This is a genomic window from Streptomyces sp. NPDC090083 (assembly GCF_044747445.1).
In the GTDB taxonomy this organism is placed as follows: domain Bacteria; phylum Actinomycetota; class Actinomycetes; order Streptomycetales; family Streptomycetaceae; genus Streptomyces.
The window spans coordinates 1192692-1217174 of sequence record NZ_JBIVED010000001.1 but is presented as its reverse complement, the minus strand read 5'-3'; the positions used below and the strand labels follow the sequence as shown (position 1 = coordinate 1217174).

The 24483-nt window shown below is 72.1% G+C and carries 17 protein-coding genes; 7 read left to right on the top strand and 10 right to left on the bottom strand.

Annotated elements, in window-relative coordinates:
- The first annotated feature begins 261 nt into the window (after positions 1 to 261).
- Positions 262 to 1725 carry a 3' terminal RNA ribose 2'-O-methyltransferase Hen1 gene (locus tag ACIPTO_RS04940; RefSeq protein ID WP_401189490.1) on the top strand — a complete coding sequence of 488 codons (1464 nt, stop codon included), beginning with the start codon at positions 262 to 264 and terminating at the stop codon, positions 1723 to 1725.
- Positions 1722 to 4277, top strand: coding sequence for a polynucleotide kinase-phosphatase (locus ACIPTO_RS04935; RefSeq protein ID WP_401189488.1), 2556 nt, complete (start codon positions 1722 to 1724; stop codon positions 4275 to 4277). Before ACIPTO_RS04940 ends, ACIPTO_RS04935 begins: the two co-directional genes overlap by 4 nt.
- 57 nt (positions 4278 to 4334) lie before the next feature.
- Here the strand turns inward: ACIPTO_RS04935 and ACIPTO_RS04930 are convergent, their stop codons facing one another.
- Positions 4335 to 5234: a hypothetical protein gene (locus ACIPTO_RS04930; RefSeq protein ID WP_366312443.1), complete on the bottom strand. Its 900-nt coding sequence runs from the start codon at positions 5232 to 5234 to the stop codon at positions 4335 to 4337.
- Positions 5231 to 6271, bottom strand: coding sequence for an SPFH domain-containing protein (locus ACIPTO_RS04925; protein WP_366312441.1), 1041 nt, complete (start codon positions 6269 to 6271; stop codon positions 5231 to 5233). Before ACIPTO_RS04925 ends, ACIPTO_RS04930 begins: the two co-directional genes overlap by 4 nt.
- A 166-nt stretch (positions 6272 to 6437) precedes the next feature.
- Here ACIPTO_RS04925 and ACIPTO_RS04920 point away from each other — a divergent pair, with 166 nt between their 5' ends.
- On the top strand, positions 6438 to 7661 hold the full coding sequence (locus tag ACIPTO_RS04920) for an arginine deiminase (RefSeq protein ID WP_366312439.1): 1224 nt from the start codon (positions 6438 to 6440) through the stop codon (positions 7659 to 7661).
- Between the two features lie 73 nt (positions 7662 to 7734).
- Positions 7735 to 8742 (top strand): ornithine carbamoyltransferase, encoded by a 1008-nt coding sequence (gene argF / locus ACIPTO_RS04915; protein WP_366312437.1) that lies wholly within the window; start codon positions 7735 to 7737, stop codon positions 8740 to 8742.
- A 33-nt stretch (positions 8743 to 8775) separates the two neighbouring features.
- Here the strand turns inward: argF and ACIPTO_RS04910 are convergent, their stop codons facing one another.
- The 6 genes from ACIPTO_RS04910 to ACIPTO_RS04885 form a co-directional block, all read right to left on the bottom strand.
- Positions 8776 to 9231 (bottom strand): ATP-binding protein, encoded by a 456-nt coding sequence (locus ACIPTO_RS04910; protein WP_366312435.1) that lies wholly within the window; start codon positions 9229 to 9231, stop codon positions 8776 to 8778.
- Between the two features lie 229 nt (positions 9232 to 9460).
- Positions 9461 to 10672, bottom strand: coding sequence for a sulfate adenylyltransferase subunit 1 (locus tag ACIPTO_RS04905; protein WP_401189487.1), 1212 nt, complete (start codon positions 10670 to 10672; stop codon positions 9461 to 9463).
- 2 nt (positions 10673 to 10674) lie between these two features.
- Positions 10675 to 11595 carry a sulfate adenylyltransferase subunit CysD gene (gene cysD / locus ACIPTO_RS04900; RefSeq protein ID WP_401189485.1) on the bottom strand — a complete coding sequence of 307 codons (921 nt, stop codon included), beginning with the start codon at positions 11593 to 11595 and terminating at the stop codon, positions 10675 to 10677.
- Positions 11592 to 12143, bottom strand: a complete 552-nt coding sequence (gene cysC, locus ACIPTO_RS04895; RefSeq protein ID WP_401189483.1) for an adenylyl-sulfate kinase — start codon at positions 12141 to 12143, stop codon at positions 11592 to 11594. The genes cysD and cysC overlap by 4 nt, the downstream gene beginning before the upstream one ends.
- Before the next feature lie 105 nt (positions 12144 to 12248).
- Complete coding sequence (locus ACIPTO_RS04890; protein WP_401189481.1) at positions 12249 to 13061, bottom strand: PaaX family transcriptional regulator C-terminal domain-containing protein; 813 nt, start codon at positions 13059 to 13061, stop codon at positions 12249 to 12251.
- A gap of 129 nt (positions 13062 to 13190) precedes the next feature.
- Positions 13191 to 13391 carry a DUF5999 family protein gene (locus ACIPTO_RS04885; protein ID WP_401189479.1) on the bottom strand — a complete coding sequence of 67 codons (201 nt, stop codon included), beginning with the start codon at positions 13389 to 13391 and terminating at the stop codon, positions 13191 to 13193.
- Between the two features lie 314 nt (positions 13392 to 13705).
- Between ACIPTO_RS04885 and ACIPTO_RS04880 the strand changes: the two genes are divergently transcribed.
- A complete protein-coding gene (locus tag ACIPTO_RS04880) occupies positions 13706 to 14131 on the top strand; it encodes a DUF6299 family protein (RefSeq protein WP_366312423.1) in 426 nt (141 codons plus the stop codon).
- A 65-nt stretch (positions 14132 to 14196) separates the two neighbouring features.
- Here the strand turns inward: ACIPTO_RS04880 and ACIPTO_RS04875 are convergent, their stop codons facing one another.
- The gene (locus ACIPTO_RS04875; RefSeq protein WP_401189477.1) at positions 14197 to 15210 is read right to left on the bottom strand and encodes a hypothetical protein; all 1014 of its coding nucleotides are present in this window, start codon (positions 15208 to 15210) and stop codon (positions 14197 to 14199) included.
- A 499-nt stretch (positions 15211 to 15709) separates the two neighbouring features.
- Between ACIPTO_RS04875 and ACIPTO_RS04870 the strand changes: the two genes are divergently transcribed.
- Positions 15710 to 19054 (top strand): right-handed parallel beta-helix repeat-containing protein, encoded by a 3345-nt coding sequence (locus ACIPTO_RS04870; protein WP_401189476.1) that lies wholly within the window; start codon positions 15710 to 15712, stop codon positions 19052 to 19054.
- The gene (locus ACIPTO_RS04865) at positions 19051 to 20349 is read left to right on the top strand and encodes a S8 family serine peptidase (RefSeq protein ID WP_401189474.1); all 1299 of its coding nucleotides are present in this window, start codon (positions 19051 to 19053) and stop codon (positions 20347 to 20349) included. The genes ACIPTO_RS04870 and ACIPTO_RS04865 overlap by 4 nt, the downstream gene beginning before the upstream one ends.
- 112 nt (positions 20350 to 20461) lie before the next feature.
- Here ACIPTO_RS04865 and eccCa read toward each other — a convergent pair whose 3' ends face one another.
- Positions 20462 to 24403 (bottom strand): type VII secretion protein EccCa, encoded by a 3942-nt coding sequence (gene eccCa / locus ACIPTO_RS04860; protein WP_401189713.1) that lies wholly within the window; start codon positions 24401 to 24403, stop codon positions 20462 to 20464.
- Positions 24404 to 24483: the final 80 nt, after the last annotated feature.

The window sequence follows — 24483 nt, the reverse complement described above, 5'->3', positions numbered from 1 at the left end:
GAGGACGGCAAGGCCGTGGCGACCACATGAACCCCCGCAGAATCGAACATGTGACGGCGACAGCGCGGCTCAGTCCTACCAGCCCGCCCACGGCGCCGCAAGAAACGCCGGCCGCCACGGCCGCCCGGCGAGGCCCGGGCCCGGGGAAAATGCCTGACTACGGGAGGGATGTTCGCTGTACGTTGGGCGGGCGCCCCGAGTTCCGCGGTGGCGCACTTCCCCAGTTCAGAGGCTCAGCAGACGTTTCGAGGCATACCCACCGTGTTCCTGACGATCACCACCACCGGCACCCCGGAACGCCCCGCGACCGACCTCGGTTTCCTGCTGCACAAGCATCCCGGGAAAGCGCAGGCGTTCTCCACGTCCTACGGCAAGGCCCACGTCCTCTACCCGGAGGCCGATGCCGAGCGCTGCACGGCGGCGCTGCTCCTGGAGGTCGACGCGGTGGCGCTGGTCCGGCGCGGCAAGGGCAAGGGCCGCGGCGGCGCACCCGACGCAGTCCTCGCCCAGTACGTCAACGACCGTCCGTACGCGGCCTCCTCACTCCTCGCCGTGGCCCTGAGCGCCGTCTTCTCCAGCGCCATGAAAGGCGTGTGCACCGCACGCCCCGAGCGCGCGGGACAGCCGCTGCCGCTGCGCGTCGAGGTGCCCGCGCTGCCCGCCAGGGGCGGCCCCGGCCTCGTACGGAACCTCTTCGCGCCGCTCGGCTGGACGGTCACCGCCGAACCGGTCGCGCTGGACGCCGAGTTCCCCGAGTGGGGCGACTCGCGGTACGTCGGTCTCGTCCTGGAGTCGGAGACGCTGACCCTCGCCGAGGCGCTGCGCCACCTCTACGTCCTGCTCCCGGTCCTGGACGACGCCAAGCACTACTGGGTGGCGTCCGACGAGGTCGACAAGCTGCTGCGCGCGGGCGAGGGCTGGCTGCCCGCGCACCCCGAGCAGAAACTGATCACCAGCCGCTATCTGTCCCGCCGTTGGTCTCTCACCCGGGAGGCCATGGCGCGGCTGGAACTGGTACGGCTCGCCGAGGCCGACGACAGCGAGGTCGAGGAGATCGACAACGCCGTCGAGGCGGAGACCGAGACCGAGGAGAAGCCGACCCCCCTCGCCGTGCGGCGCAGGGACGCCATCGTCGACGCGCTCAAGGCGTCCGGCGCGGCCCGCGTGCTCGATCTCGGCTGCGGACAGGGCCAGTTGATGCAGGCGCTGCTCAAGGACACCCGGTTCACGGAGATCGTCGGCACCGATGTGTCGATGCGCGCGCTCACCATCGCGGGCCGCCGCCTCAAACTCGACCGCATGGGCGAGCGGCAGGCCGCACGCGTCCAGCTCTTCCAGAGCTCCCTCGCCTACACCGACAACCGCCTCAAGGGCTACGACGCCGCCGTGCTCAGCGAGGTCGTCGAGCACGTCGACCTGCCCCGGCTGCCGGCCCTGGAGTACGCGGTGTTCGGCGCCGCCCGCCCCCGGACGGTCGTCGTCACCACCCCGAACGTCGAGTACAACGTCCGCTGGGAGTCCCTCCCCGCCGGACATGTGCGGCACGGCGACCACCGCTTCGAGTGGACGCGCGCCGAGTTCGGCGAGTGGGCCGCGAAGATCGCGCAACGGCACGGCTACGACGTCGAGTTCGTACCCGTCGGGCCCGACGACCCCGAGGTCGGACCGCCCACCCAGATGGCCGTGTTCCGTATGAGGACCACGAAGGAGGAGAAGGCCGCATGACCGACGAGACCCCCGCGAAGGCACGTACCCTGCCCGTCACCGACCTCTCCCTCGTGGTGCTGATCGGTGCCTCCGGCTCGGGCAAGTCCACGTTCGCGCACCGCCACTTCAAGCCCACCGAGATCATCTCCTCGGACTTCTGCCGGGGCCTGGTTGCTGACGACGAGAACGACCAGAGCGCCAGCCGGGACGCCTTCGACGTCCTGCACTACATCGCGGGCAAGCGCCTCGCCGCCGGTCGCCGCACCGTCGTCGACGCGACCAGCGTGCAGCAGGACAGCCGACGCCAACTGATCGACCTGGCCAAGCAGTTCGACGTGCTGCCCATCGCCGTCGTGCTCGACGTACCGGAGGAGGTGTGCGCCGAGCGCAACGCCTCCCGCGCCGACCGGGCCGGCATGCCGCGCCGCGTCATCACCCGCCACACCCGTGAACTCCGGCGCTCCCTGCGGGGCCTGGAGCGCGAGGGCTTCCGCAAGGTGCACGTCCTGCGCGGCGTCGAGGAGATCGAGAACGCCACCGTCGTCACCGAGAAGCGGTACAACGACCTGACCCACCTCACCGGCCCCTTCGACATCATCGGCGACATCCACGGCTGCGCCGCCGAACTGGAGGCCCTGCTCGCCAAGTTGGGCTACGACGAAGGCGTCCACCCGGCGGGCCGCACGGCCGTCTTCGTCGGCGACCTCGTCGACCGCGGCCCGGACTCGCCCGGTGTGCTGCGCCGCGTGATGTCCATGGTCGGCTCGGGCAACGCGCTGTGCGTCCCGGGCAACCACGAGAACAAGTACGGCCGGCACCTCAAGGGCCGCACGGTCCAGCCCACCCACGGCCTCGCCGAGACGATCGAGCAGATGGAGGAGGAGACCGACGAATTCCGCGCCCAGGTAAAGGAGTTCATCGACGGACTGGTCAGCCACTACGTCCTCGACGGCGGCCGGCTGGTGGTCTGCCACGCCGGGCTGCCCGAGAAGTACCACGGCCGCACCTCCGGCCGGGTCCGCTCGCACGCGCTCTACGGCGACACCACCGGCGAGACCGACGAGTTCGGCCTGCCGGTGCGCTACCCGTGGGCCGAGGACTACCGGGGCCGCGCGGCCGTCGTCTACGGCCACACCCCGGTCCCCGAGGCCACCTGGCTCAACAACACCATCTGCCTCGACACGGGCGCCGTCTTCGGCGGCAAGCTGACCGCCCTGCGGTGGCCGGAGCGGGAGGTGGTCGACGTACCGGCCGAGCGGGTCTGGTACGAGCCGGCCCGTCCGCTGCGCACCGAGGCACCCGGCGGCCACGACGGCCGCCCGCTCGACCTGGCGGACGTGCACGGCCGCCGGGTGGTGGAGACCCGGTACGCCGGGCGGGTGTCGGTCCGCGAGGAGAACGCGGCGGCGGCCCTGGAGGTCATGAGCCGTTTCGCGGTCGACCCGCGCCTGCTGCCGTACCTGCCGCCGACGATGGCGCCCACGGCGACCTCGCACGTGGACGGCTATCTCGAGTACCCGGCCGAGGCGTTCGCCCAGTACGCGGAGGACGGGGTCGCGCGGGTCGTGTGCGAGGAGAAGCACATGGGGTCGCGGGCGGTGGCGCTGGTGTGCCGGGACGCGGAGGCGGCGGCGAAGCGGTTCGGTGTGGACGGTGAGCACGGGCCGACGGGGTCCCTGTACACACGCACCGGCCGCCCGTTCTTCGACGACCCGGCGGTCACCGAGGAGATCCTCGGCCGGCTGCGGACGGCGCTCGACGAGTCCGGGCTGTGGGCGGAGCTCGACACCGACTGGGTGCTGCTGGACGCCGAGTTGATGCCGTGGTCGCTGAAGGCGTCCGGTCTGCTGCGCGGCCAGTACGCGGCGGTCGGCGCGGCGGCGCGGGCGGTGTTCCCGGGTGCGTTGGCCGCGCTGGAAGGCGCGGCGGGGCGGGGTGTCGACGTGGACGCGCTGCTCTCCCGGCAGCGCGAACGCGCCGCGGACGCCTCGGCGTTCACCGACGCGTACCGGCGCTACTGTTGGACCACGTCCGGTCTCGACGGTGTCCGCCTCGCCCCGTTCCAGTTCCTCGCGGTCCAGGGCCGCAGCCTCGCGGCGCTCCCGCACGACGAGCAACTCGCCCTGCTGGACCGGCTCGTCGAGCACGACGGCACGGGCCTGCTGCAGACCACCCGTCGTCTCTACGTCGACACCGGTGACCCCGAGTCCGTCCGGGCCGGTGTCGACTGGTGGCTGGAGATGACCGGGCGCGGCGGCGAGGGCATGGTCGTCAAGCCGGTCGAGGCGGTGGTGCGCAGCGCGGCGGGCCGGCTGGTCCAGCCCGGGATCAAGTGCCGGGGCCGGGAGTACCTGCGGATCATCTACGGTCCGGAGTACACGCGGCCCGAGAACCTCGCGCGGCTGCGGGGGCGGTTCCTGAACCACAAGCGGTCCCTCGCCGTCCGGGAGTACGCGCTGGGCCTGGAGGCGCTGGACCGGCTGGCCGAGGGCGAGCCGTTGTGGCGGGTGCACGAGGCGGTCTTCGGGGTGCTGGCGCTGGAGTCCGAGCCGGTGGACCCTCGGTTGTGAGGTGTGGTGCGGGTGGGCAAACGCCCGGGGGTCTGGGGCGAGCCCCCGGGTGGTGGTTCAGCCGATGAGCCGCAGTCTCTGCTCGCACACCCCGACCCGCACGCCCTGCCCCCACGTCAACTCCACCGCGTCCCCTTCCATCCCGTCCCCGAACACGATCAACTGCTCGGATTCCACGGTGAGTTCAAGCACCGCGGAACCGACCAGCTGCCCGGAGACCAGCGACGTGCCGGTCACCGGTGACGGCCACGCCTCGCGCACGAACCACACCAGCCTGCCCTCCGAGGGGTGTGGCAGGGACAGGGAACTGCCCCGTTCCTGCCACACCGACCGGAGCCACCCCGTGGCCCCCGTGCCCGTTCCCACGAGCACCCCGGAGGACGCCTGGGCCTCGACGACACCCCCGTCGCCCTCCAGACCCAGGCGGTATCGGGCCGTCTGATGACCGACGGCTCCCAGATAGATCTCGTTGAGCGCGACCAGCCGCTGCGTGTCGTCGGCTACGGCCTCGACCATGGTCAGTTCGTCCACGCCGGTACCGGCCGCGTGCGCCGACGGCAGCAGGGTGGCCGCGGCCGACGGGCTGTGCCGGACCAGGACACCGGGGTTGCGCCCGGGGTCGGTGTCGAAGCCCAGCACCGGTTGCCCGGTGAGGTACTTGGCGACGTTCGCGACCAGCCCGTCCTGTCCGACGACGGCCACCACGTCCTCCGGCGCGAACAGGAACCGGTCCAGGTCGGCCCGCTCGACCTGGGTCTGACGCCAGGTCAGGGGAATCGCCGCCGACACCTCGGCCAGCGCGCGCCGGGTCCTGCGGTGCCGTTCGGCGACCTCCTCGATGTCCCGGCCGCGCGAGCGGAGGAAGTACGCGGCCTGCCCGTGCGTCCCGTGCCGGGCCACCAACTCCTCGTACTCCGTGGTCCGGTGGACGAGGACGGCCCGCGGCGCGAGACTCACGCGCCGGCCTCCCCGCCACCGAGTCTGGTCAGCAGCCCCGTCAGCACGTCCGGCGAGATGGTGATGCTGTCGATGTTCGGCAGGTTCTCCGCGAGCCGGGTCCCGGTGAGCGCGTTCAGCGTCGCCACGTCGACATCGGCGTGCACCCGCAGCCAGGCCGCCTGGGCGTGTGCCCGTGCGTCGCCCACCTCGCGCGCGCCCTCGGCCTCGGCGCGGGCGAGCCGTACGGAACGCGCCGCCTCGGCGTCGGCCAGCCGTACCGTGCGGGTCGCCTCGGCCTCGGCGCGCACGCCGTCCGCCGCCGCGTGCTCCTCGGCCTCGCGGCGCGCGTTGGTGCCGCGCTGGTCGACCAACTGCTCCTCGCGGCGGGCGAGTTCGATCTGGCTGTCCAGTTCGTTCGCGGCGATCGCGCGCTCCCGCTCGACGGCCACCGCCCGGCGCTCGTAGGTGGCCTTGTCCGCCTCCTGCTGGATCTGCTCGCGGGCCGGGGTGCGCAGCGCCCGCTCCACCTCGGGCTCGGGGCGGATCGCCATCACGCGGACGGCGACCACCTCGATGCCGGTGGCGGGGAGCCGGGGTTCGGCACCGAGCCCGGCCGCGATCCGCTCCCGTACCGCCGTCACTCCGTCGACCAGCGCGGCGGCGAGGGGGGTCCGGGCGAGGACCGCCAGCGCGTGCTGCTGGGCCGTCTCCGTGAGCAGGGTGCCGAGTTGTTCGAGCGGCGAGCCTCGCCACACGCCGGTGTCCGGGTCGACGGAGAAGTCGAGGCGGGCGGCGGCGAGGGCCGGGTCGCTGATCCGGTAGGTGACGGTCGCCTGCACGGCCACGTCCTGGAAGTCGGACGTACGGGCGTGGAAGGTCATGGCCAACTCGCGGTCGTCGACCGGTACTTCGGAGAGTGCGGCGGTCAACGCGCGGAACCAGAAGCTGAGTCCGGGGCCGTCGTGCAGCAGCTTGCCGCCGTGGTGGTGCCGGATGTGAGCCGTCGGCGCCCCGCGCAGGTGGCGCCAGCCCAGGCGCCGGGTGATGTCGGCCATCAGAATCCCTCAGATCCCGTCGGTCCCATGGGATCCGGTCAGATCCCGCCTCGATGTCGTCAGTGAGACGATAAGCGGAGGCCGCACTTGTCGTCAAGAGGACGAGAACAAGTGCAGTATGAAAAGTACGGGGGTGAACTCGGCCCGGGTTGGTCAGGATGGAGACATGGCACTCCATGTCGACTCCGAGACCGGGCGGCTGCGCCGCGTCATCCTGCACCGGCCGGATCTCGAGCTCAAAAGGCTCACCCCCGGCAACAAGGACGCGCTTCTCTTCGACGACGTGCTCTGGGTGCGCCGGGCGCGCGCCGAGCATGACGGCTTCGCGGACGTCCTGCGCGACCGGGGCGTCGCCGTCCACCTCTTCGGTGACCTGCTCGCCGAGTCCCTGGCGATCCCGGAGGCTCGCGCGCTCGTCCTGGACCGCGTCTTCGACGAGAAGGAGTACGGCCCCCTCGCCACCGACCACCTGCGCGCCGCCTTCGAGGCGCTGCCCGCACCCGAACTGGCCGAGGCGCTGGTGGGCGGCATGACCAAGCGGGAGTTCCTGGAGGCGCACGCGGAGCCGACCTCCGTCCGCTTCCACGTCATGGACCTCGACGACTTCCTCCTCGCCCCGCTCCCCAACCACCTCTTCACCCGCGACACCTCCGCCTGGATCTACGACGGCGTCTCCGTCAACGCCATGCGCTGGCCGGCCCGGCAGCGCGAGACCGTCCACTTCGAGGCGATCTACCGGCACCACCCGCTCTTCCGTGCCGAGAAGTTCCACGTCTGGTCGGAGGGGCAGGCCGACTACCCGTCCACCATCGAGGGCGGTGACGTGCTCGTCATCGGAAACGGCGCGGTGCTCATCGGCATGAGCGAGCGGACCACTCCGCAGGCCGTCGAGATGCTCGCGCACAAGCTGTTCGCCGAGGGCTCCGCGCGCACGATCGTGGCCCTCGACATCCCCAAGCAGCGCGCCTTCATGCACCTCGACACCGTGATGACGATGGTCGACGGCGACACCTTCACCCAGTACGGCGGGCTCGGCATGCTGCGGTCGTACACCATCGAACCGGGCGTCGGCGACAAGGAGTTGAAGGTCACCGACCATCCGCCGGAGCACATGCACCACGCGATCGCCGCAGCCCTCGGTCTGGGCGCGATCCGGGTCCTCACCGCCACCCAGGACGTGCACGCCGCCGCGCGCGAGCAGTGGGACGACGGCTGCAACGTCCTCGCCGTCGAGCCCGGTGTCGTCGTCGCGTACGAGCGGAACGCCACCACCAACACGTATCTGCGCAAGCAGGGGATCGAGGTGATCGAGATCCCGGGGAGCGAGCTGGGCCGGGGCCGGGGCGGGCCGCGGTGCATGAGCTGCCCGGTCGAGCGGGACGCCGTATAGAAATGCTATCTGTCGTATAGAATTCCAAGAGTAAGCCTTTGGTCCCCTGTACCCGCATCTCTGGAGCGCCCCCATGGCGACAGTCCCGACCGCCCTCGCCGGCCGCCACTTCCTCAAGGAGCTGGACTTCTCCGAGGAGGAGTTCCGCGGTCTGATCGAGCTGGCCGCCGAGCTGAAGGCCGCCAAGAAGGCCGGGGGCGAGACGCGGTACCTGTCGGGGAAGAACATCGCGCTGATCTTCGAGAAGACCTCGACGCGCACCCGCTGCGCGTTCGAGGTCGCCGCCGCCGACCAGGGCGCCTCGACGACCTATCTGGACCCGTCGGGCTCGCAGATCGGGCACAAGGAGTCCGTGAAGGACACCGCCCGGGTGCTCGGCCGTATGTTCGACGCCATCGAGTACCGCGGCGACAGCCAGGTCGCCGTGGAGGAGCTGGGCGCGTACGCGGGCGTGCCGGTCTACAACGGGCTCACCGACGACTGGCACCCCACCCAGATGCTCGCCGACGTGCTCACCATGACCGAGCACAGCGACAGACCGCTGAAGGAGATCTCCTTCGCCTACCTCGGCGACGCCCGCTTCAACATGGGCAACTCCTACCTCGTCACCGGCGCGCTGCTGGGCATGGACGTACGGATCGTCGCCCCGGAGGCGTACTGGCCCGCCGGCGAGATCGTCACCGCCGCCCGCGCGCTCGCCGCGAAGACCGGCGCGCGCATCACGCTCACCGAGGGCATCGAGGAGGGGGTCGCGGGCGCCGACTTCGTCGTCACCGACGTGTGGGTCTCCATGGGCGAGCCCCAGCAGGTCTGGGCCGAGCGGATCGCCGCCCTCGCGCCGTACGCGGTGACCATGGACGTCCTGCGGGCCACCGGCAACCCGGACGTCAAGTTCCTGCACTGCCTGCCGGCCTTCCACGACCTCGGCACCAAGGTCGGCCGCGAGATATACGAGACCCACGGCCTCGACTCCCTGGAGGTCACGGACGAGGTCTTCGAGTCCCCGCACTCGGTCGTCTTCGACCAGGCGGAGAACCGGCTGCACACGATCAAGGCCGTCCTGGTCGCCACACTCGCCTGACCGGGCCCGGCCTGTCCCGATGTCCTGCGGCGGCTATCCCGCCGGGCGCCACTGGGGCGGTACGACGGGCAGCCTGAACCACACGGCCTTGCCCGACTCGGTGGGGCGGTGGCCGCAGGACGAGCTGAGGGCACGGATCAGCAGCAGGCCGCGCCCGTGCTCCTGCCAGGGGTCGGGCTCCTCGACGACGGGTTTCGTGAGACTTCCCGGCGGCTTCGGGTCGGGGTCGTGCACCTCGACCTGGCAGCCGGTGGGCAGCAGCTCGACCACGAGCTCTATGGGGGCGTCACCGGCGGTGTGCTCCACCGCGTTCGCGACCAGTTCCGCCGTCAGCAGCTCCGCGGTGTCGCTGTCGGCCGTGTACGTGACCTCGGACAGAGCCGTACGGACCAGTGCACGGGCCACCGGCACGGCCGCGGCGGTGTGCGGCAGTGCGATGCGCCAGGAGGCGGAGGCGGAGGGTCGTTCTTGCAAGGCGGGTCCGTTCATGGAGCAGGCTGTCCTGCTTTCAACTATATGAATGGTACGGCGCCATTTGTCAGAGTCTCTCGGCGGGCACCGCGGGGGACCTTCGTCCCGGTACCGAGCGGCATACCCCGTTCAACGGCCACTCCCGCACGACAGCTCCCCTTGTTACCGCGCTATTGACATCTCGTGACAAGAACGCCCTCGGGCCCCGTCCGGAAACGGGGCCCGAGGGCGTTCTGTGCGAGGAGGATCAGACCAGGTCGGTCATCCCCGCGGTGAGCGTCGCGCCGTCGGCCGGGTCGATCACGAGGAACGCGCCCGTACGGCGGGAGACCGCGTAGTCGTCGAGCGCGAGCGGCTCGGCGGTGCGCAGGGCGATCCGGCCCAGGTCGTTCGCCGCCAGCTCGGCCGCGCCGCCGAGGTCCTTGACGATCGCCTTGACCGTGCGGGTCGTGTGCCGCACCAGCACCCGGTCGCCGACCCGCAGCGGCCGGTCGGCCAGATGGCAGACGGCGGCCCGCACGTCCTGGGTGAGCACGGGCGCGTCGACCCCGGCGGTGATCATGTCGCCGCGCGACACGTCCCGCTGATCGGCGAGCCGGAGACCGACCGACTGCGGCGCGTACGCCGCGTCGGCCTCGGTGCCGAGCACGGAGATCGCGGTGATCTCCGAGGTCTCGCCGGAGGGATGCACCGTCACCCGGTCCCCGACCCGCAGCGAACCGGACACCAGCTGGCCCGCGTACCACCGGACCTCGCCGTCCCGGATGACGTACTGCACCGGGAAGCGGGCCGGTGCGTCCGACGGGTCCGCGCCCACCGGGACGTCCTCCAGGAACTCCAGCAGCGCCGGGCCCTCGTACCAGTCCATGTGCGGGGAACGGTCGACGACGTTGTCACCGACCAGCGCCGAGACCGGGACCGGGGTGAAGGAGGGCAGCCCCCACTCGGCCGCGTGGCCCGCGAACTCCTCGACGATCCGCTCGAACACCGCCTGCTCGTAGCCGACGAGGTCCATCTTGTTGACGGCCAGGACGACGTGCGGCACCCGCAGCAGTGCCGCCACGGCCGCGTGCCGCAGGGTCTGTTCCACGACGCCGTTGCGCGCGTCGACCAGGATGATCGCCAGCTCGGCGGTGGAGGCGCCGGTGACCATGTTGCGGGTGTACTGCACGTGGCCGGGGGTGTCGGCGAGGATGAACCGTCTGCGGGGGGTGGCGAAGTAGCGGTAGGCGACGTCGATGGTGATGCCCTGCTCGCGTTCGGCGCGCAGTCCGTCGGTGAGGAGGGCGAGGTCGGGAGCGTCCTGGCCGCGGTGGGCCGATGCCCGTTCCACGGCTTCCAGTTGGTCGGTGAGGACCGACTTGGAGTCGTGCAGCAGCCGTCCTACGAGCGTGGACTTGCCGTCGTCGACCGAACCGGCCGTCGCGAACCGCAGGGTGTCGATGGTGGTGGTGCTCATGGTCAGAAGTACCCCTCGCGCTTGCGGTCTTCCATCGCGGCCTCGGACATCTTGTCGTCGGCACGGGTCGCGCCCCGCTCGGTGACCCGGGAGGCGGCGATCTCGGTGATGACCTGTTCCAGGGTCACCGCGTCGGAGTCGACGGCACCGGTGCACGACATGTCGCCGACGGTCCGGTACCGCACCTGCCGCTTCTCGACGGTCTCGCCCGCCTTCGGCCCGCCCCACTCGCCGGCGGTCAGCCACATGCCGTTCCTGCCGAAGACCTCGCGGTAGTGGGCGAAGTAGATCTCGGGGAGGTCGATGTGCTCGCGGGCGATGTACTGCCAGACGTCGAGTTCGGTCCAGTTGGAGAGGGGGAAGACGCGGACGTGTTCGCCGGGTGCGTGGCGGCCGTTGTAGAGGTTCCACAGTTCGGGGCGCTGGCGGCGGGGGTCCCACTGGGAGAACTCGTCGCGGAGTGAGAAGACGCGTTCCTTGGCGCGGGCCTTCTCCTCGTCGCGGCGTCCGCCGCCGAAGACGGCGTCGAAGCGTTCGGTCTGGATCTTCTCGGTGAGCGGCAGGGTCTGGAGGGGGTTGCGGGTTCCGTCGGGGCGTTCGCGGAGCACACCGCGGTCGATGTAGTCCTGGACGGAGGCGACGTGGAGGCGCAGTCCGTGGGCGGCGACCGCGCGGTCGCGGTAGTCGAGGACTTCGGGGAAGTTGTGTCCGGTGTCCACGTGCAGGAGGGAGAACGGTACCGGCGCGGGTGCGAACGCCTTGAGTGCCAGGTGGAGCATGACGATGGAGTCCTTGCCGCCGGAGAAGAGGATCACCGGCCGTTCGAACTCGCCCGCCACCTCGCGGAAGATGTGCACCGCCTCGGACTCGAGAGCGTCCAGATGCGAGAGGACGAAGGGCTCCCGGGGCGTCACCGCGCTCACACCAGCCCCCGCTCCGACAGCACCGCGTACACCGCGTCCGCCGACTCCTGCGGGGTCTGCACCTGCGTCGGCAGGGTGAGCGCCGGGTCCGTGGGCGGCTCGTACGGATCGTCGACGCCGGTCAGGCCGGTGAGGTGACCCGCGGCCTGGCGGGCGTAGAGGCCCTTCACATCGCGTTCGCTGCACACCTCGACCGGCGTCGCGACATGCACCTCGATGTACGGCGTCCCGCTCGCCTCGTGGCGCTTGCGGACCGCCTCGCGGCTGTCGGCGTACGGCGCGATGACCGGGACCACGGAGAGGACGCCGTTGCGGGCGAGGACCTCGGAGACGAGGCCGATGCGCTGGACGTTGGTGTTGCGGTCCTCCCGGGAGAAACCGAGGCCCGCCGAGAGGAACCGGCGTATCTCGTCGCCGTCGAGGACCTCCACCCGATGTCCCTCGGCCTTCAGGCGCTCACCCAGATGCTGGGCGATCGTCGTCTTGCCCGCACTCGGCAGTCCGGTGAGCCAGACGGTGGCTCCCTGAGCCCTTGCCGTGGTGGTCATGCGCAACAGTCCTCTTCCTTACCCGACGAGCGACGTCGTCGAAGGCTAGGTAAGAACTCTGAGAGGAACTGCTAAGGAACCTGAGGTTTGGCTGAGTGACCGCCCTCACACGCCCGCGAAGACCGCTCCCGCGTCCCGCAGCCGCTCGTGCAGCGCCCGGAACACCTCGGCCGAGCGGACGCCCGGCCAGTCCCGGGGGAGCAGGCCGGCGGGCAGCCCGGGGTCGACGTAGGGGAGATGGCGCCAGGAGTCCAGGGCGAGGAGGTAGTCGCGGTACGCGTCCTCGGGCGGGGTGTCCGGGCGCCGCTCCCAGGAGCGCAGCACGTCCGCGTGGCGGTCGAGGAACGCCTGGTGCTGCGCGGCGAGCGCGGGCAGGTCCCACCAGCGGGCCACGGCCTCGGCGGTCGGCGCGAAGCCGAGGTGCTCACCGCGGAAGAAGTCCACGTACGGGTCGAGCCGCAGCCGGTGGAGGAGGTGCCGGGTCTCCTCGTGGAGCCGGGCGGGCGCGATCCACACGCCGGGGGCGGCGGTGCCGAAGCCCAGAGCGGACAGCCGCGAGCGCAGGACGTGCCGCTTCTGGCGCTCCGACTCCGGTACGGAGAACACCGCGAGCACCCAGCCCTCGTCCTCCGGCGGAGCGCTCGCGTAGACGCGCCGGTCGCCGTCGTCGAGCAACTGCCGTGCCTCGGGCGAGAGTTCGTAGCCGGCGGCGCCCTGCGCGGTGCGGGCGGGCAGGAGCAGCCCGCGGCGTTTCAGGCGGGACACGGAGGAGCGCACGGAGGGTGCGTCGACGCCGGCGGCGGCCAGGAGCCGGATCAGTTCCGCGACCGGGACCGGGCCGGGCACGAAGCGTCCGTACGCGCCGTAGAGCGTGACGATGAGAGACCGTGGAGCATGCTGGTCGGACACGTTGATCATCTTAGGCCGACGGCATCGCTGCTGGTCACCTCGGGTGCGCAAGCCGAACCCGGGCGGTGCGCGAGGTGTCGCGGGCTCCGTCCGGCGGTCCCGCCGTGTCGCGTGCGGGCGGACGGGTGGGCGGAACGGTCAGGCGGCGACGGCGAGTTGGTCCGCCGGAACCCGGTGCGGGGCGACGATCCGGCCGTCGGGGAGGAGGGCGCCGGTGTCGTCGAAGACGATCGCGCCGTCGCACAGCAGCGTCCAGCCCTGCTCGGGGTGGGCGGAGACGATGTGCGCGGTCTCGGCGGTGGTGTCGGTCACGGGGCACGAGGACTGGTGGGAACACATGGCGTACCTCCACGTCGGATGCGATCCGTTCCGGCGGCTCCGTCGCCGCCCGCATCGCATGAACAGACCATCCTCCCGGCGCGAACTCATCGGAACAGCCCGCCGTGAAGCGTGACAACACGCGGACAACACTCGGACGGTTCCACGACGGTCGATGCGGAGCCGCCACCTCATCGTCCCCGTCGAGTCCTCGCGCGCCCTGCGGAGTGACGATCGCATCGCCGGTACGGACTCGCCACCGAAGGAGTGAGGGTCACGGGAGTCGGGGTGCCCGCCCGGTACCAGTGGAGGCCCGACTCCCAGGAGGTATCCCCATGTCCCTGCGTTCCGTCCTCGGTACGGCGGCCGGTGCCGCGCTGCTCCTGCTGGCCGGCGCCCCCGCGGCGACCGCGTCCGCCGACTCCTACGAGACGGTGACGGTCGACCCGACGGGCCGTATCGCCCCGGACGGCACCGTCACCCTCTCCGGCACCTACCGCTGTCTGGGCAACTCGGGCCCGGCGTACGTCAGTTCCTCCGTCTCCCAGGGCGACCCCTCGATCCGGCACGGCATCGGCGGCACCCAGGCCGTCTGCGACGGCATGGAGCACGCCTGGGCGAACTCCGGCAAGCCGTCCCACCCGGTCACCCCCGGCGCCGCCCGGGTCGAGGCCACGGTGATGGAACTCTCCGCCGGTTCCGGTCTCCCGCTGCCCCGCTTCCACGCCGTGCGGCAGCAGGACGTCACCCTCACCGACTGACCGATGCCGCCGTACGTCTCCGGCCCGTCCCCGAGCGGGGGCGGGCCGGACGGATTCGAGGGCGGTCAGTGGACGGTGTTGGTGGCCCAGATCGCGGTCGAGCCGGCGTAGATCACCATGTTGCCGTCGCCCTGGAGCCGCAGGGTCGCACCGCCGTGGCCGTCGGTCCTGCTGGCCCAGACGGGACGGTTGTCGGCGGTGTAGACGACGAGGTTGCCGTCCCCCTGGAACACGGCGTGATAGTTCGAGCCGAAGGTCATCGTGGCCCAACGGGCCTTGTTGTTCTCGTCGTAGAGCACGAAGTTGCCGTCGGTCTGCATGCGCAGCCGGGCCTTGTTCGCGTTGAGGGACTGGCCCGCGTGCAGCACCCGGGTGGCCGTGACAAGGATGTCCGACGGGTACGAGGACGTGGATTTGGAAGTCGAGCCCGTCCCGGACTTCGCCGCCGACGTGGACTTCTTCGGCTTCGGCGTCGCGGCCGGCTTCTTGGTCTTCTTGACCGCCGTCGGCTCGCTCACCGGCTGCGCGAGAGAGGTCTTCGGCGGCGCCGCCTTGTGCGGGAGCGCCTTCGGCGAGGCCTTCAGGACGGACGCGGACGGGCTCGACGAGGCGTACGCCCCCGCCCCCTGCGTCGCGTCGCCGCCGCCGAGCACGGTGCCCGCCTGGTCCGCGACCACCCGGTCGTGGCTCTCCGGCGTCCGGTCCCGGCTCATCAGCAGCCCCGGTACGGCGATCAGCAGCGCGCCGAGCACCGCCGCGCCGGCCAGCACCGGCCGTCCGGGACGCCCCACCGACGCGGCATGCGCGTCACCGGGATCGCGCCCGTCGCCCTCGGGCACGCTCGCGGCCAGCACCGCGGCGGGCGCCTCGGCCTCGGCCTCCTGCCGCCCGGCCTGTCCGGAAGGGACTCCCGCCCCCGGTCCCGACGGCTCCTCCGGGGCAGGGCTCCCGGCGAGCGCCGCGGTCTCCGCGGAGGCGCCTGCCGCCGAGCCCGCCGTCGCCTCCGTAGCGGCGGGACGGCTCGGCTCCGCCGCGACCGCCTCCGCCGAGACTTCCGCCGCGACGGTCTTCGCCGACACGGCTCCCCGGGAACCGGTGGGGCCCGAAGGACTTTTCGCGGTGCTTGAAGGGGTCTCCGGGGAAGCGGTCGTCCCCGAGGGTGTCGCCGGTGCGGGTGTCGTCGGGTCCGCCGCCGCTTCGACGGCCGGGGTGCCCGTCACCGAGTTCTCTGCCGCCGTGTTCCGCGCGGCCGGTCCGGTCCGGTCTGTCATCCGTCCTGTCCGCCCTGTTCGCCCAGCAGTTCGTCGTACGTCTGTCCGCGCAATCCTATTCACCTCTCTTCACGCACACGTGCCAACGACAGTTCCTTTCACCGGAGTTAACAATCGCCTCGCGTGCACCCCGCCGCTGGTACGCCTGTTGCGCGACAGCACATAATTCGTCGTACGGCACGCTTGTGCCGCACCGCGCACCCCGGCCGGACGTCCCGCGTACCGGACCGGAGTGGGAACGCGCGTGCGGGGACGGCATGATGGGGTTGCCGCAACCGACAGGTGCCGACACGAGGAGGTCAGCTGAGTGCGCCAGGTACTGACGGTCTGTCCGGAGGGCACCGGGGACGCCCGGACGATCGGAGAGGCCCTGGCCAGGGCGCGCGGAGGCGCGGTGCTGAGTGTGCGCCCGGGAACGTACGAGGAGAACCTCGTCGTCACCACCCGGGTCACCATCGTCGCCGAACAGGCGCGCGGCACCGTCCGGCTGGCACCGCGCAAGGGCATCGTGATCTCGCTGCGCGTGGACGCCGTGATGCTGACCGACCTCGTGGTGCAGGGCCAGGACGAGGAACAGCCCGCCGTCGACGCCTCGCACGGCCAGGTCGCGATGCAGGGCTGCGACCTCTCCGGCGCCTCCTGGACGACCGTCCTCGCACGCAACTCCGGCTCGCTCGCGATGCGTGAGTGCCGGGTGTCCAACCGCACCGGCGCCGGTGTCGTGGTCACCTCGCCCACCGAGAGTTCGCTGGAGTCCTGCACCTTCGAACACTTCGGCACCAGCGGCGTGGTGATCAGCGAGCGCGGCCGGGCCACCCTCCGCGGCTGCACCGTGCGCGACGCGCGCGGCAACGGCGTGCTCGCCAACGGCGACGCCCAGGGCTCCGTCGAGGACTGCGACCTGGCGTCCACGGACAAGCCGTCGCTGGCACTGGAGGAGCGGAGCGCGGTGCGGGTGCTGCGGACCGTGATCCGTGACACCTCGATCGGTGTCCACGTGACCAGCGCCGCCCGCTGCGAGCTGGAGGAGGTGCGGGTCACCAACAGCAGCGGCCCCGGCATCATCGTCTCGCACGGCTCCGACCCGGTGCTGCGCCGCTGCCGCACCGCCCGGAGCACGGGCAACGGCCTGCTGGTGACGGACCGTTCGCGCGGCACGTACGAGGACTGCTGGCTGACCGGCGCCCAGACGGCGGCGCTGCGCGTGGCCGGCGCGTCCTCGCCCACGCTGACCTCGCTGACCGTCCGCGACGGCGAGTCCGACGGCGTCCTCCTCGAAGAGGACTCGGCGGCCGAGCTGGAGCGCGTGGAGATCATCGACGTCAAGGGCACCGGTGTGGTGATCCGCGGCAACGCCAACCCGCTGGTGCGGCGCGCCCGGATCACCGGGGCCGGCGGCTGCGGTGTGTCGGTGCGCGACGGCGGACGCGGCCGGGTCGAGGACTGCACGGTGGAGACACCGGGCGGGTCCGGCGCGGAGATCGCCGCGGGAGGCAACGTCTATCTCGCCGGGTTCCGGGTCAACAACCCCGGCGGTGCCGGACTGGAGATCGGCGGCGAGGGCACGGCCGCGATCCGTGACGGCGAACTGGTCTCGGCCGGCGGCTGCGGTGTACTCGTGGACACCGGCGGCGAGCTGACGGCGAACCGGGTGCGGACCGCGGCCGCCGCCGAGCACGGCTTCCTGGTCCGCGAGGGCGGCCGGGCCTCCCTGAACGGCTGCGAGGCCGCGGGCAACGACCGCGACGGCATCCGCGTCGAGTCCGAGGCACCGGTGTCGGTCGTGGGCTGCACCGTCCGCGACAACAAGGGCGGCGGCCTCGTCCAGGCCAGGGCGGGCGGCCGGCTCGCCGTGGAGAACCTCGTCAGCACCGGCAACGAGTCCCGCGACGCGTGGGGCTTCGGCGAGGCCGAGGGCACCGACCCGGCGGGCACCGTCCCGGCCTCGGAGGGACCCGGACGCCCCGACGGACCGATGGCCGCGCTGGAGGGCCTCATCGGCCTCGACAACGTCAAGGAACAGGTCCGCACCCTCGTCAACCTCACCCAGCTCGCCGCCCGCCGCGCCCAACTCGGCATGTCCGCCCCGCCGATGAGCCGCCACCTGGTCTTCGCGGGCCCGCCCGGCACCGGCAAGACGACCGTGGCCCGGCTCTACGGCACGATCCTCGCCGAGCTGGGCGCCCTGCGCTCCGGCCACCTGGTCGAGGTCTCCCGCGCCGACCTCGTCGCCCAGGTCATCGGCGGTACGGCCATCAAGACCACCGAGGCCTTCGAACGGGCCCTGGGCGGCGTCCTGTTCGTCGACGAGGCGTACACCCTCACCTCCGACTCCCGGGGATCCGGGGCCGACTTCGGCCGCGAGGCCGTGGACACGCTGCTGAAGCTGATGGAGGACCACCGCGAGGACGTGGTCGTCGTCGCCGCGGGCTACTCCGACGAGATGCGCAGCTTCCTCGGCTCCAACCCCGGTCTGGCGTCCCGCTTCTCGCGCACCGTCGAGTTCGAGAACTACTCGGTGCCGGAGCTGGTGGAGATCATGGAGAGCATGTGTGTACGCCACCAGTACACGCTCGCCGACGAGACCCGCCACGCGCTCGCGGTGCACTTCGAGCGGATACCGAAGGACGCCGGTTTCGGCAACGGCCGTGCCGCGCGCCAGGTGTTCGAGGAGATGGTGGACCGGCAGGCGGTACGGCTGTCCGCGCTCACCGACGTCACCGAGCAGGACCTCTCCCTGCTGCTGCCGCAGGACATCAGCGAGGAGGCGGCCCGCACCGCCGCCGACGGACCGAACGCGGTCGACCCCGGCGACGACGCGCTCAGCAGGCTGGACGCGCTGGTCGGACTCCACGCGGTCAAGCGGGACGTCACCGACCTCGTCAACCTGGTGTCCACGGCCAAGCAGCGCGAGGCCGCCGGACTCCCGGTGCCCCGCCTCAGCCACCACCTCGTCTTCACCGGCCCGCCCGGCACCGGCAAGACCACGGTCGCCCGGCTCTACGGCGAACTCCTCGCGTCCCTGGGCGTGTTGCCGCGCGGCCAGCTCGTCGAGGTGTCCCGCGCCGATCTCGTCGGCCGCTACGTGGGCCACACCGCGCAGTTGACCCGCGAGGTCTTCGAACGGGCCCTGGGCGGTGTGCTGTTCATCGACGAGGCGTACACCCTCACCCCGCGCGAGGCGTCCGGCAACGACTTCGGCCGGGAGGCCGTCGACACCCTCCTGAAGCTGATGGAGGACCACCGCGACAAGGTGGTCGTCATCGTCGCCGGATACACCCAGGAGATGGAGACGTTCCTCGCCTCCAACCCCGGCCTGTCCTCCCGCTTCTCGCGCCGCGTGGAGTTCGCCGACTACTCCTCCGACGAACTGGTCACGATCGTCCGCGAGCACGCCGTGCACCTCGGCTACGAGTGCGCGGCCGGGCTCGGCCCGGTCCTGCGGCAGCACTTCGACTCGCTGCCCCGCGACCGGTCGTTCGGCAACGCGCGCACCGCGCGTCAGATCCTGGAGCGGATGATGACCCGACAGGCGGGCCGGCTCAGCAGGCTGGCCGTGCCCAGCCTCGACGACCTGCGGCTGCTGCTTCCCGAGGACCTCGCCGATCCGGCCGGTGCCTCCTCCACCTCCAGCGGGGCGGCCCGCGCATGACGGCGGCACACGGCAGGGCTATCGCCGGCGGACTGGCCCTGCTGCTGACGGCCGCCGCGAGCGCCGTCGGCGCCGGGACCGCCACGGCGGCCGACGGCTCCACGGTCCGGCTCCCCGTCCTCGCCTCGAAGCTGGACGCCGACGCGGCCTGCACCGCGGGCTCGGACCAGCCGGCCACCGACACACCGTGGGAGCAGGTCTCCCTCCAGCTGAGCCGGACCTGGCAGTTCGCCTCCGGCGCCGGGGTGACCGTCGGCGTCGTCGACACCGGGGTCTCGTCCTCGGCGCCCACGCTCAAGGGACGCGTCACGGCGGTCGGCGACGCGGGCACCGACTGCGTGGGCCACGGCACCTTCGTGGCCGGGCTGATCGGCGCGGCCGTGGCCGACGGCGTGCGGTTCGCGGGGGTGGCGCAGCAGGCGCGGATCCTCGCGGTGCGGGGCAGCGACGCGCGGGGCGCGGTGACCGCGGACCGGGTCGCGGACGGCATCCGGGCCGCCGTGGACGGCGGCGCGAAGGTGGTCACCGTGTCGGCGGCGCTCGGCGGCGACTCCGCCGCGCTGCGGTCGGCGGTCGCGTACGCCGCGAAGAAGGACGTCCTGGTGGTCGCCGCCGCCGTACCGGACACCCCGGCCTCGGCGACCTCGGCGACGGACAGTCCGCCCGCCCGCCCCTACTACCCGGCCGCCGACCGAGGCGTGCTCTCCGTCCTCGACGTGGACGTGGACGGCAAGCGTCCGACCGGCGCGTACACGACCGACAGCGCCGCCGTCGCCGCGCCCGGTGACGGGGTCGTCGGCATCGGCCCGGCGAAGAAGGGCCACTACATCGGCTCCGGGGCGTCCCTGGCCGCCGGTTTCGTCGCCGGTACGGCGGCCCTGGTGCGCTCCGTCCACCCCGACCTGACGGCCACCGAGACCGCGGCCCTCCTCCGTACGTCGGCCTACCCGGCGGACGTCCCCCGCATCGACCCGTACGCGGCCGTCACCTCGATCCTGAACGGCACGGCGGCGTCGTCCCGGGGCGACGACTCCGCCACCCCGGTCCACCTCCCCGCCGACAAGGCGGCCGGTCCGCTGCGCCGGGCCCTGTGGCCCGCGTCGGCGGGTCTCGCGGTCATCATCGCGGTGGTCTGGCTGGGCGTGATCCTGCCCCGGGGCCGCCGCCTGGGCTGGCGTCCGTCGCGGACGGATGCGGCGACCGGCCCGGCGGAGCCGGTGGCCACGGCCGGGCCCGAGGGCGCGGAGAGCCCGGTTCCGGTGGGCACGGGCGCGCAGGGGACCCAGGAGAGCTGACGATCGGCCGGGACTCCCGGTCACCACCTCCCGGACACCGCCACACAGCGGGAAACGGAACGGCCCCGGGCGGCGACAGTCGCCCGGGGCCGCTGTGTTCAGTGCCGGTTCCTCACTCCTCCGCCTCCGCCCCCGGCGCCGCCAGCGCCGTCTGGATGAGGGACGGCTTGCGGCGGACGATGTGGAGCGCGCGGCCCGGCGGAAGGACCCGGGGCTTCACGTTGCCGAAGACGTAGCCCTCCGAGGGGGAGCAGGACATCAGGACGCCGGGGGTGTTGACCTCGTCCAGGCGGCGCAGGAGCTGGTCGTTGAGACCTCGCCCGGCGCCCGTCGCGGACCGGGCCACGACCACGTGGAGGCCCAACTCGTGGCCCAGGGCGAGGTGTTCGAAGAGCGGGGCGAAGGGGTGGTCCATGACCGTGCCGCCGCCGACCATGTCGTAGTCGTCGACCAGGACGAACAGGCGGGGGCCCGTCCACCAGTCGGCCTGGCGCATCCGGGCGGGGGTGATCTCCTGGCCGGGGACGCGGGTGCGCAGGGCCTTCGCCGAGCCGCCCACCAGTTGCTTGAGGGCCTCCAGCGCCACCGCGTGGCCCAGGCGGTACTCCTCCGGGACGGCGTCGACCAGGCCGCGGCGGTAGTCGACGACCAGGATGCGGGCCTCGGCGGGGGAGTAGCGGGCGACGACCGAGTCCGCGACCAGCCGCAGCAGGTTGGTCTTGCCGCTCTCCGTGTCGCCCACGGCGACCAGGTGCGGGGTGCGGGAGAAGTCGTGCCAGACCGTGCCGAGGGTCTCCTCGTCCTGGCCGAGCGCGATCCTGAGGCTGGCGCCGTCGCCGAGTTCGGACTCGGGCAGTTCGGTGGCGGGCAGCCGGTGCGGGAGCATCCGGACCTGCGGGGCGCGCGGCCCGTGCCAGGCCGAGGCGATCCGGTCCACCAGGTCGGCCACGCCCTCGCTGAGCGTCTCCGGATCGGTGGAGCCGTCACCGCGCGGCAGCGCCGACAGGAAGTGCAGCTTCGTCTCGACGGTCAGACCCCGGCCCGGGATCTGCGGCACCGCGCTCGCCTTGCGGATGTCCACGACGGAGTCCATCGTGTCGCCGAGCCGGAGTTCGAGCCGGGTCGCGGACTGGTCGCGCACCGGGGCGGTGAGCTCCAGCCAGCGGGCGGTCGCGACGATCAGGTGGATGCCGTAGTTGAGACCGCTGGTGGCGATCTGGTTGAACGTCGGGATGAACTGGTCGAAGTTCTGCCGGACCGCCGACCAGCCGTCGATCACCAGGAAGATGTCGCCGTGCGGTTCGTCGGGGAACTCCCCGGCGGCCCGGCGGCGCCGGTAGGTGGACATCGAGTCGATGCCGTTGTCGAGGAAGAACTGCTCGCGCTGGGTGAGGACGGCGGTGACCTCGGCGACCGTACGGCTGATCCGCTCGGTGTCGAGGCGGGCCGCGACCCCGCCGACGTGCGGCAGGCCGGTCAGCTGGGAGAGCGTGCCGCCGCCGAAGTCGAGGCAGTAGAACTGCACTTCGCGCGGGGTGTGGGTGAGCGCGAGCGCCATGATGAGGCTGCGCAGGACCGTGGACTTGCCGCTCTGCGAACCGCCCGCGACGGCCACATGGCCACCGGCCGCGGCGAGGTCCACCACGAGCGGGTCCCGGCGCTGGTCGAAGGGCTTGTCGACGAGGCCGACCGGCACCCGCAGCTTTCCGGCACCGGCCCAGCGGGACGCCGTGAGGCCGCGGTCGGGGTCCTCGGTGAGACCGCCGAGCAGCACGTCGAGCGGGGACGCGGTGTCCAGCGGCGGCAGCCACACCCGGTGGGCGGGCGGCCCGGAGTCGCGCAGCCGGTCCAGCGCCACCGCGAGCAGGCTCTCGGCGCTCTCCTCCGCCTCGGGCTCCGGCACGATCGCGGCCGGCGCGGGAGCACGCGGCACGATGTACCCGGTCGACCAGGGCACCACCTGGGTGGCGACCCGGGCCTGCGCGACGGCACCGCCGCGCCTGCGGTACGGGCCGGAGACATAGGCGGCGCGGAACCGGGTGAGCGCCTCGATACCGGACTTGAGGTAACCGCTGCCGGGCTGCGAGGGAAGTTCGTACGCGTCGGGGACACCGAGGACACCCCGGGACTCCATCGCGGAGAAGGTGCGCAGACCGATCCGGTACGAGAGATGCGACTCCAGCTGGTGCATCCGGCCCTCGTCCAGGCGCTGCGAGGCGAGCAGCAGATGCACGCCCAGGGACCGGCCGAGGCGGCCGATCATCACGAACAGCTCCATGAACTCACGGTGCGAGGCGAGGAGTTCACTGAACTCGTCGACGACGACGAACAGGCTGGGCAGCGGCGCCAGGGCGGCACCGCCGGCCCGCGCCCGCTCGTACTCCAGCGCCGAGGTGTAGTTGCCCGCGGACCTCAACAGCTCCTGACGGCGGATGAGTTCACCGTGCAGCGCGTCCTGCATGCGCTCCACGAGGGCGGCTTCGTCGGCGAGGTTGGTGATGACGGCGGAGGTGTGCGGGAGTTCGTCGAGACCCAGGAAGGTCGCGCCGCCCTTGAAGTCCACCAGGACGAAGTTGAGTGTTTCGGAGGAGTTCGTGAGCGCGAGGCCGAGGACCAGGGTGCGCAGCAGCTCCGACTTGCCGGAACCGGTGGCGCCGATCAGCATGCCGTGCGGGCCCATGCCGCCCTGCGCGGACTCCTTGATGTCCAGCTCGACCGGCCGCCCGTCGGCGCCGACGGCGACCGGGACGCGCAGCCGGGCCGAGCCGGTGTGCCGCCGCCAGATCGTGTCGGGGTCGAGCCGGTGCAGGTCGGCGATGCCCAGCAGGGTCGTCAACTCGGTGTCGTTCGAGAGTGGTTCGACCGCGTCGGAGGAGAGAGTCATCCGGTACGGCGCGATCAGCCGGGCCAGCGACTCGGCGGCCACGGGACCCACCCGGTCGGGGCGGCCCAGGACGGTCGACTGCTCCTTGCGGCTGCGGTCGGTCCGCACCAGGGAGACCGCGTCCGGGGCGACGTCGAGACGCAGGGTGGAGCGGCCCGGGCGCCAGGTGAGGCTGTCGGAGAGGTCGAGGACGACGGCGTTGCGGTAGCCGGGACCGTCGAAGCGGTGCCCTGCCGGGATGCTCGTGCCGTCCACGACGACGACCACCAGGGGCTCGTCACGGCCGGGCACGGCGTCCGGGTCGAACGCGGGCCGCTCGGAGAACTCGCTGCCGAGCTGGTCCTCCAGGTCGGTGAACGCCGAGGCCACCATACGCAACGGGCCCGCGCCGTCGGTCTCCTGGGGATGCTGGTTGTGCGGCAGCCACTTCACCCACTCCCACTCGGACCGCACCTCGTCACCGGCGCAGACCGCGATCCACAGCTCCTCCGGCGGGTGGAACAGGGCGAGTTGGGCCAGCGCGGCGCGCAGCATCCCGCGCGCGGCATCCTGGTCGCCGTGCACCAACACCCGTGACCAGGACCGCAGATACAGCGCGATCGGCTGGCCGGGCACGGTGCTGTAGGCCCGGATGAAACGCCGCAGGGCGTGCGCGCACAGCGGCTCCAGGTCCTCGACCGGCTTGCTGGAGACGGGCGTCAGCCGCATCGCGAGCTGCTGGTCGCCGACGGCTATCCGGACCTCGCCGAAGTCCTCGTCCTTGACCCGGCGTTCCCACAGCCGCGTGGTGCGCACCATGGCCCGCAGCACCCGGGGCTCGGGATGCCGCCAGGCCAGGGCGAGCTGCTGTTCCACCACGGCCCGCTGCACCGTACGGCGGCTCTGCGCCAAGTAGCGCAGATAGTCGCGGCGTTCACCGCGCAGCCGCTGCTTGCGGTCACCGGCCTTCCGCATGACCTGGCCGACCATCATGGCACCGGCGGCCATCACCATCATGCCGAGCGCGATGTACATGAAGACGCCGCTGGACTGGCCGCCCGACCGCAGGAACAGCATCATCATCGAGACCGACATCATGGCCATCGGCAGATACGTCCACACCGCGGACGTGTCCGGGACGGTCTCCATGAGGGTCGGCGGTTCCTGGAGGACCAACTCGCCGGCCGGCATGTCGGGTCCGCGACGGCGGGCAGGGCGACGGAACAGGACCACGCTCAACGCTTGGGGCTCCTAACGGACTTCGCGTACCG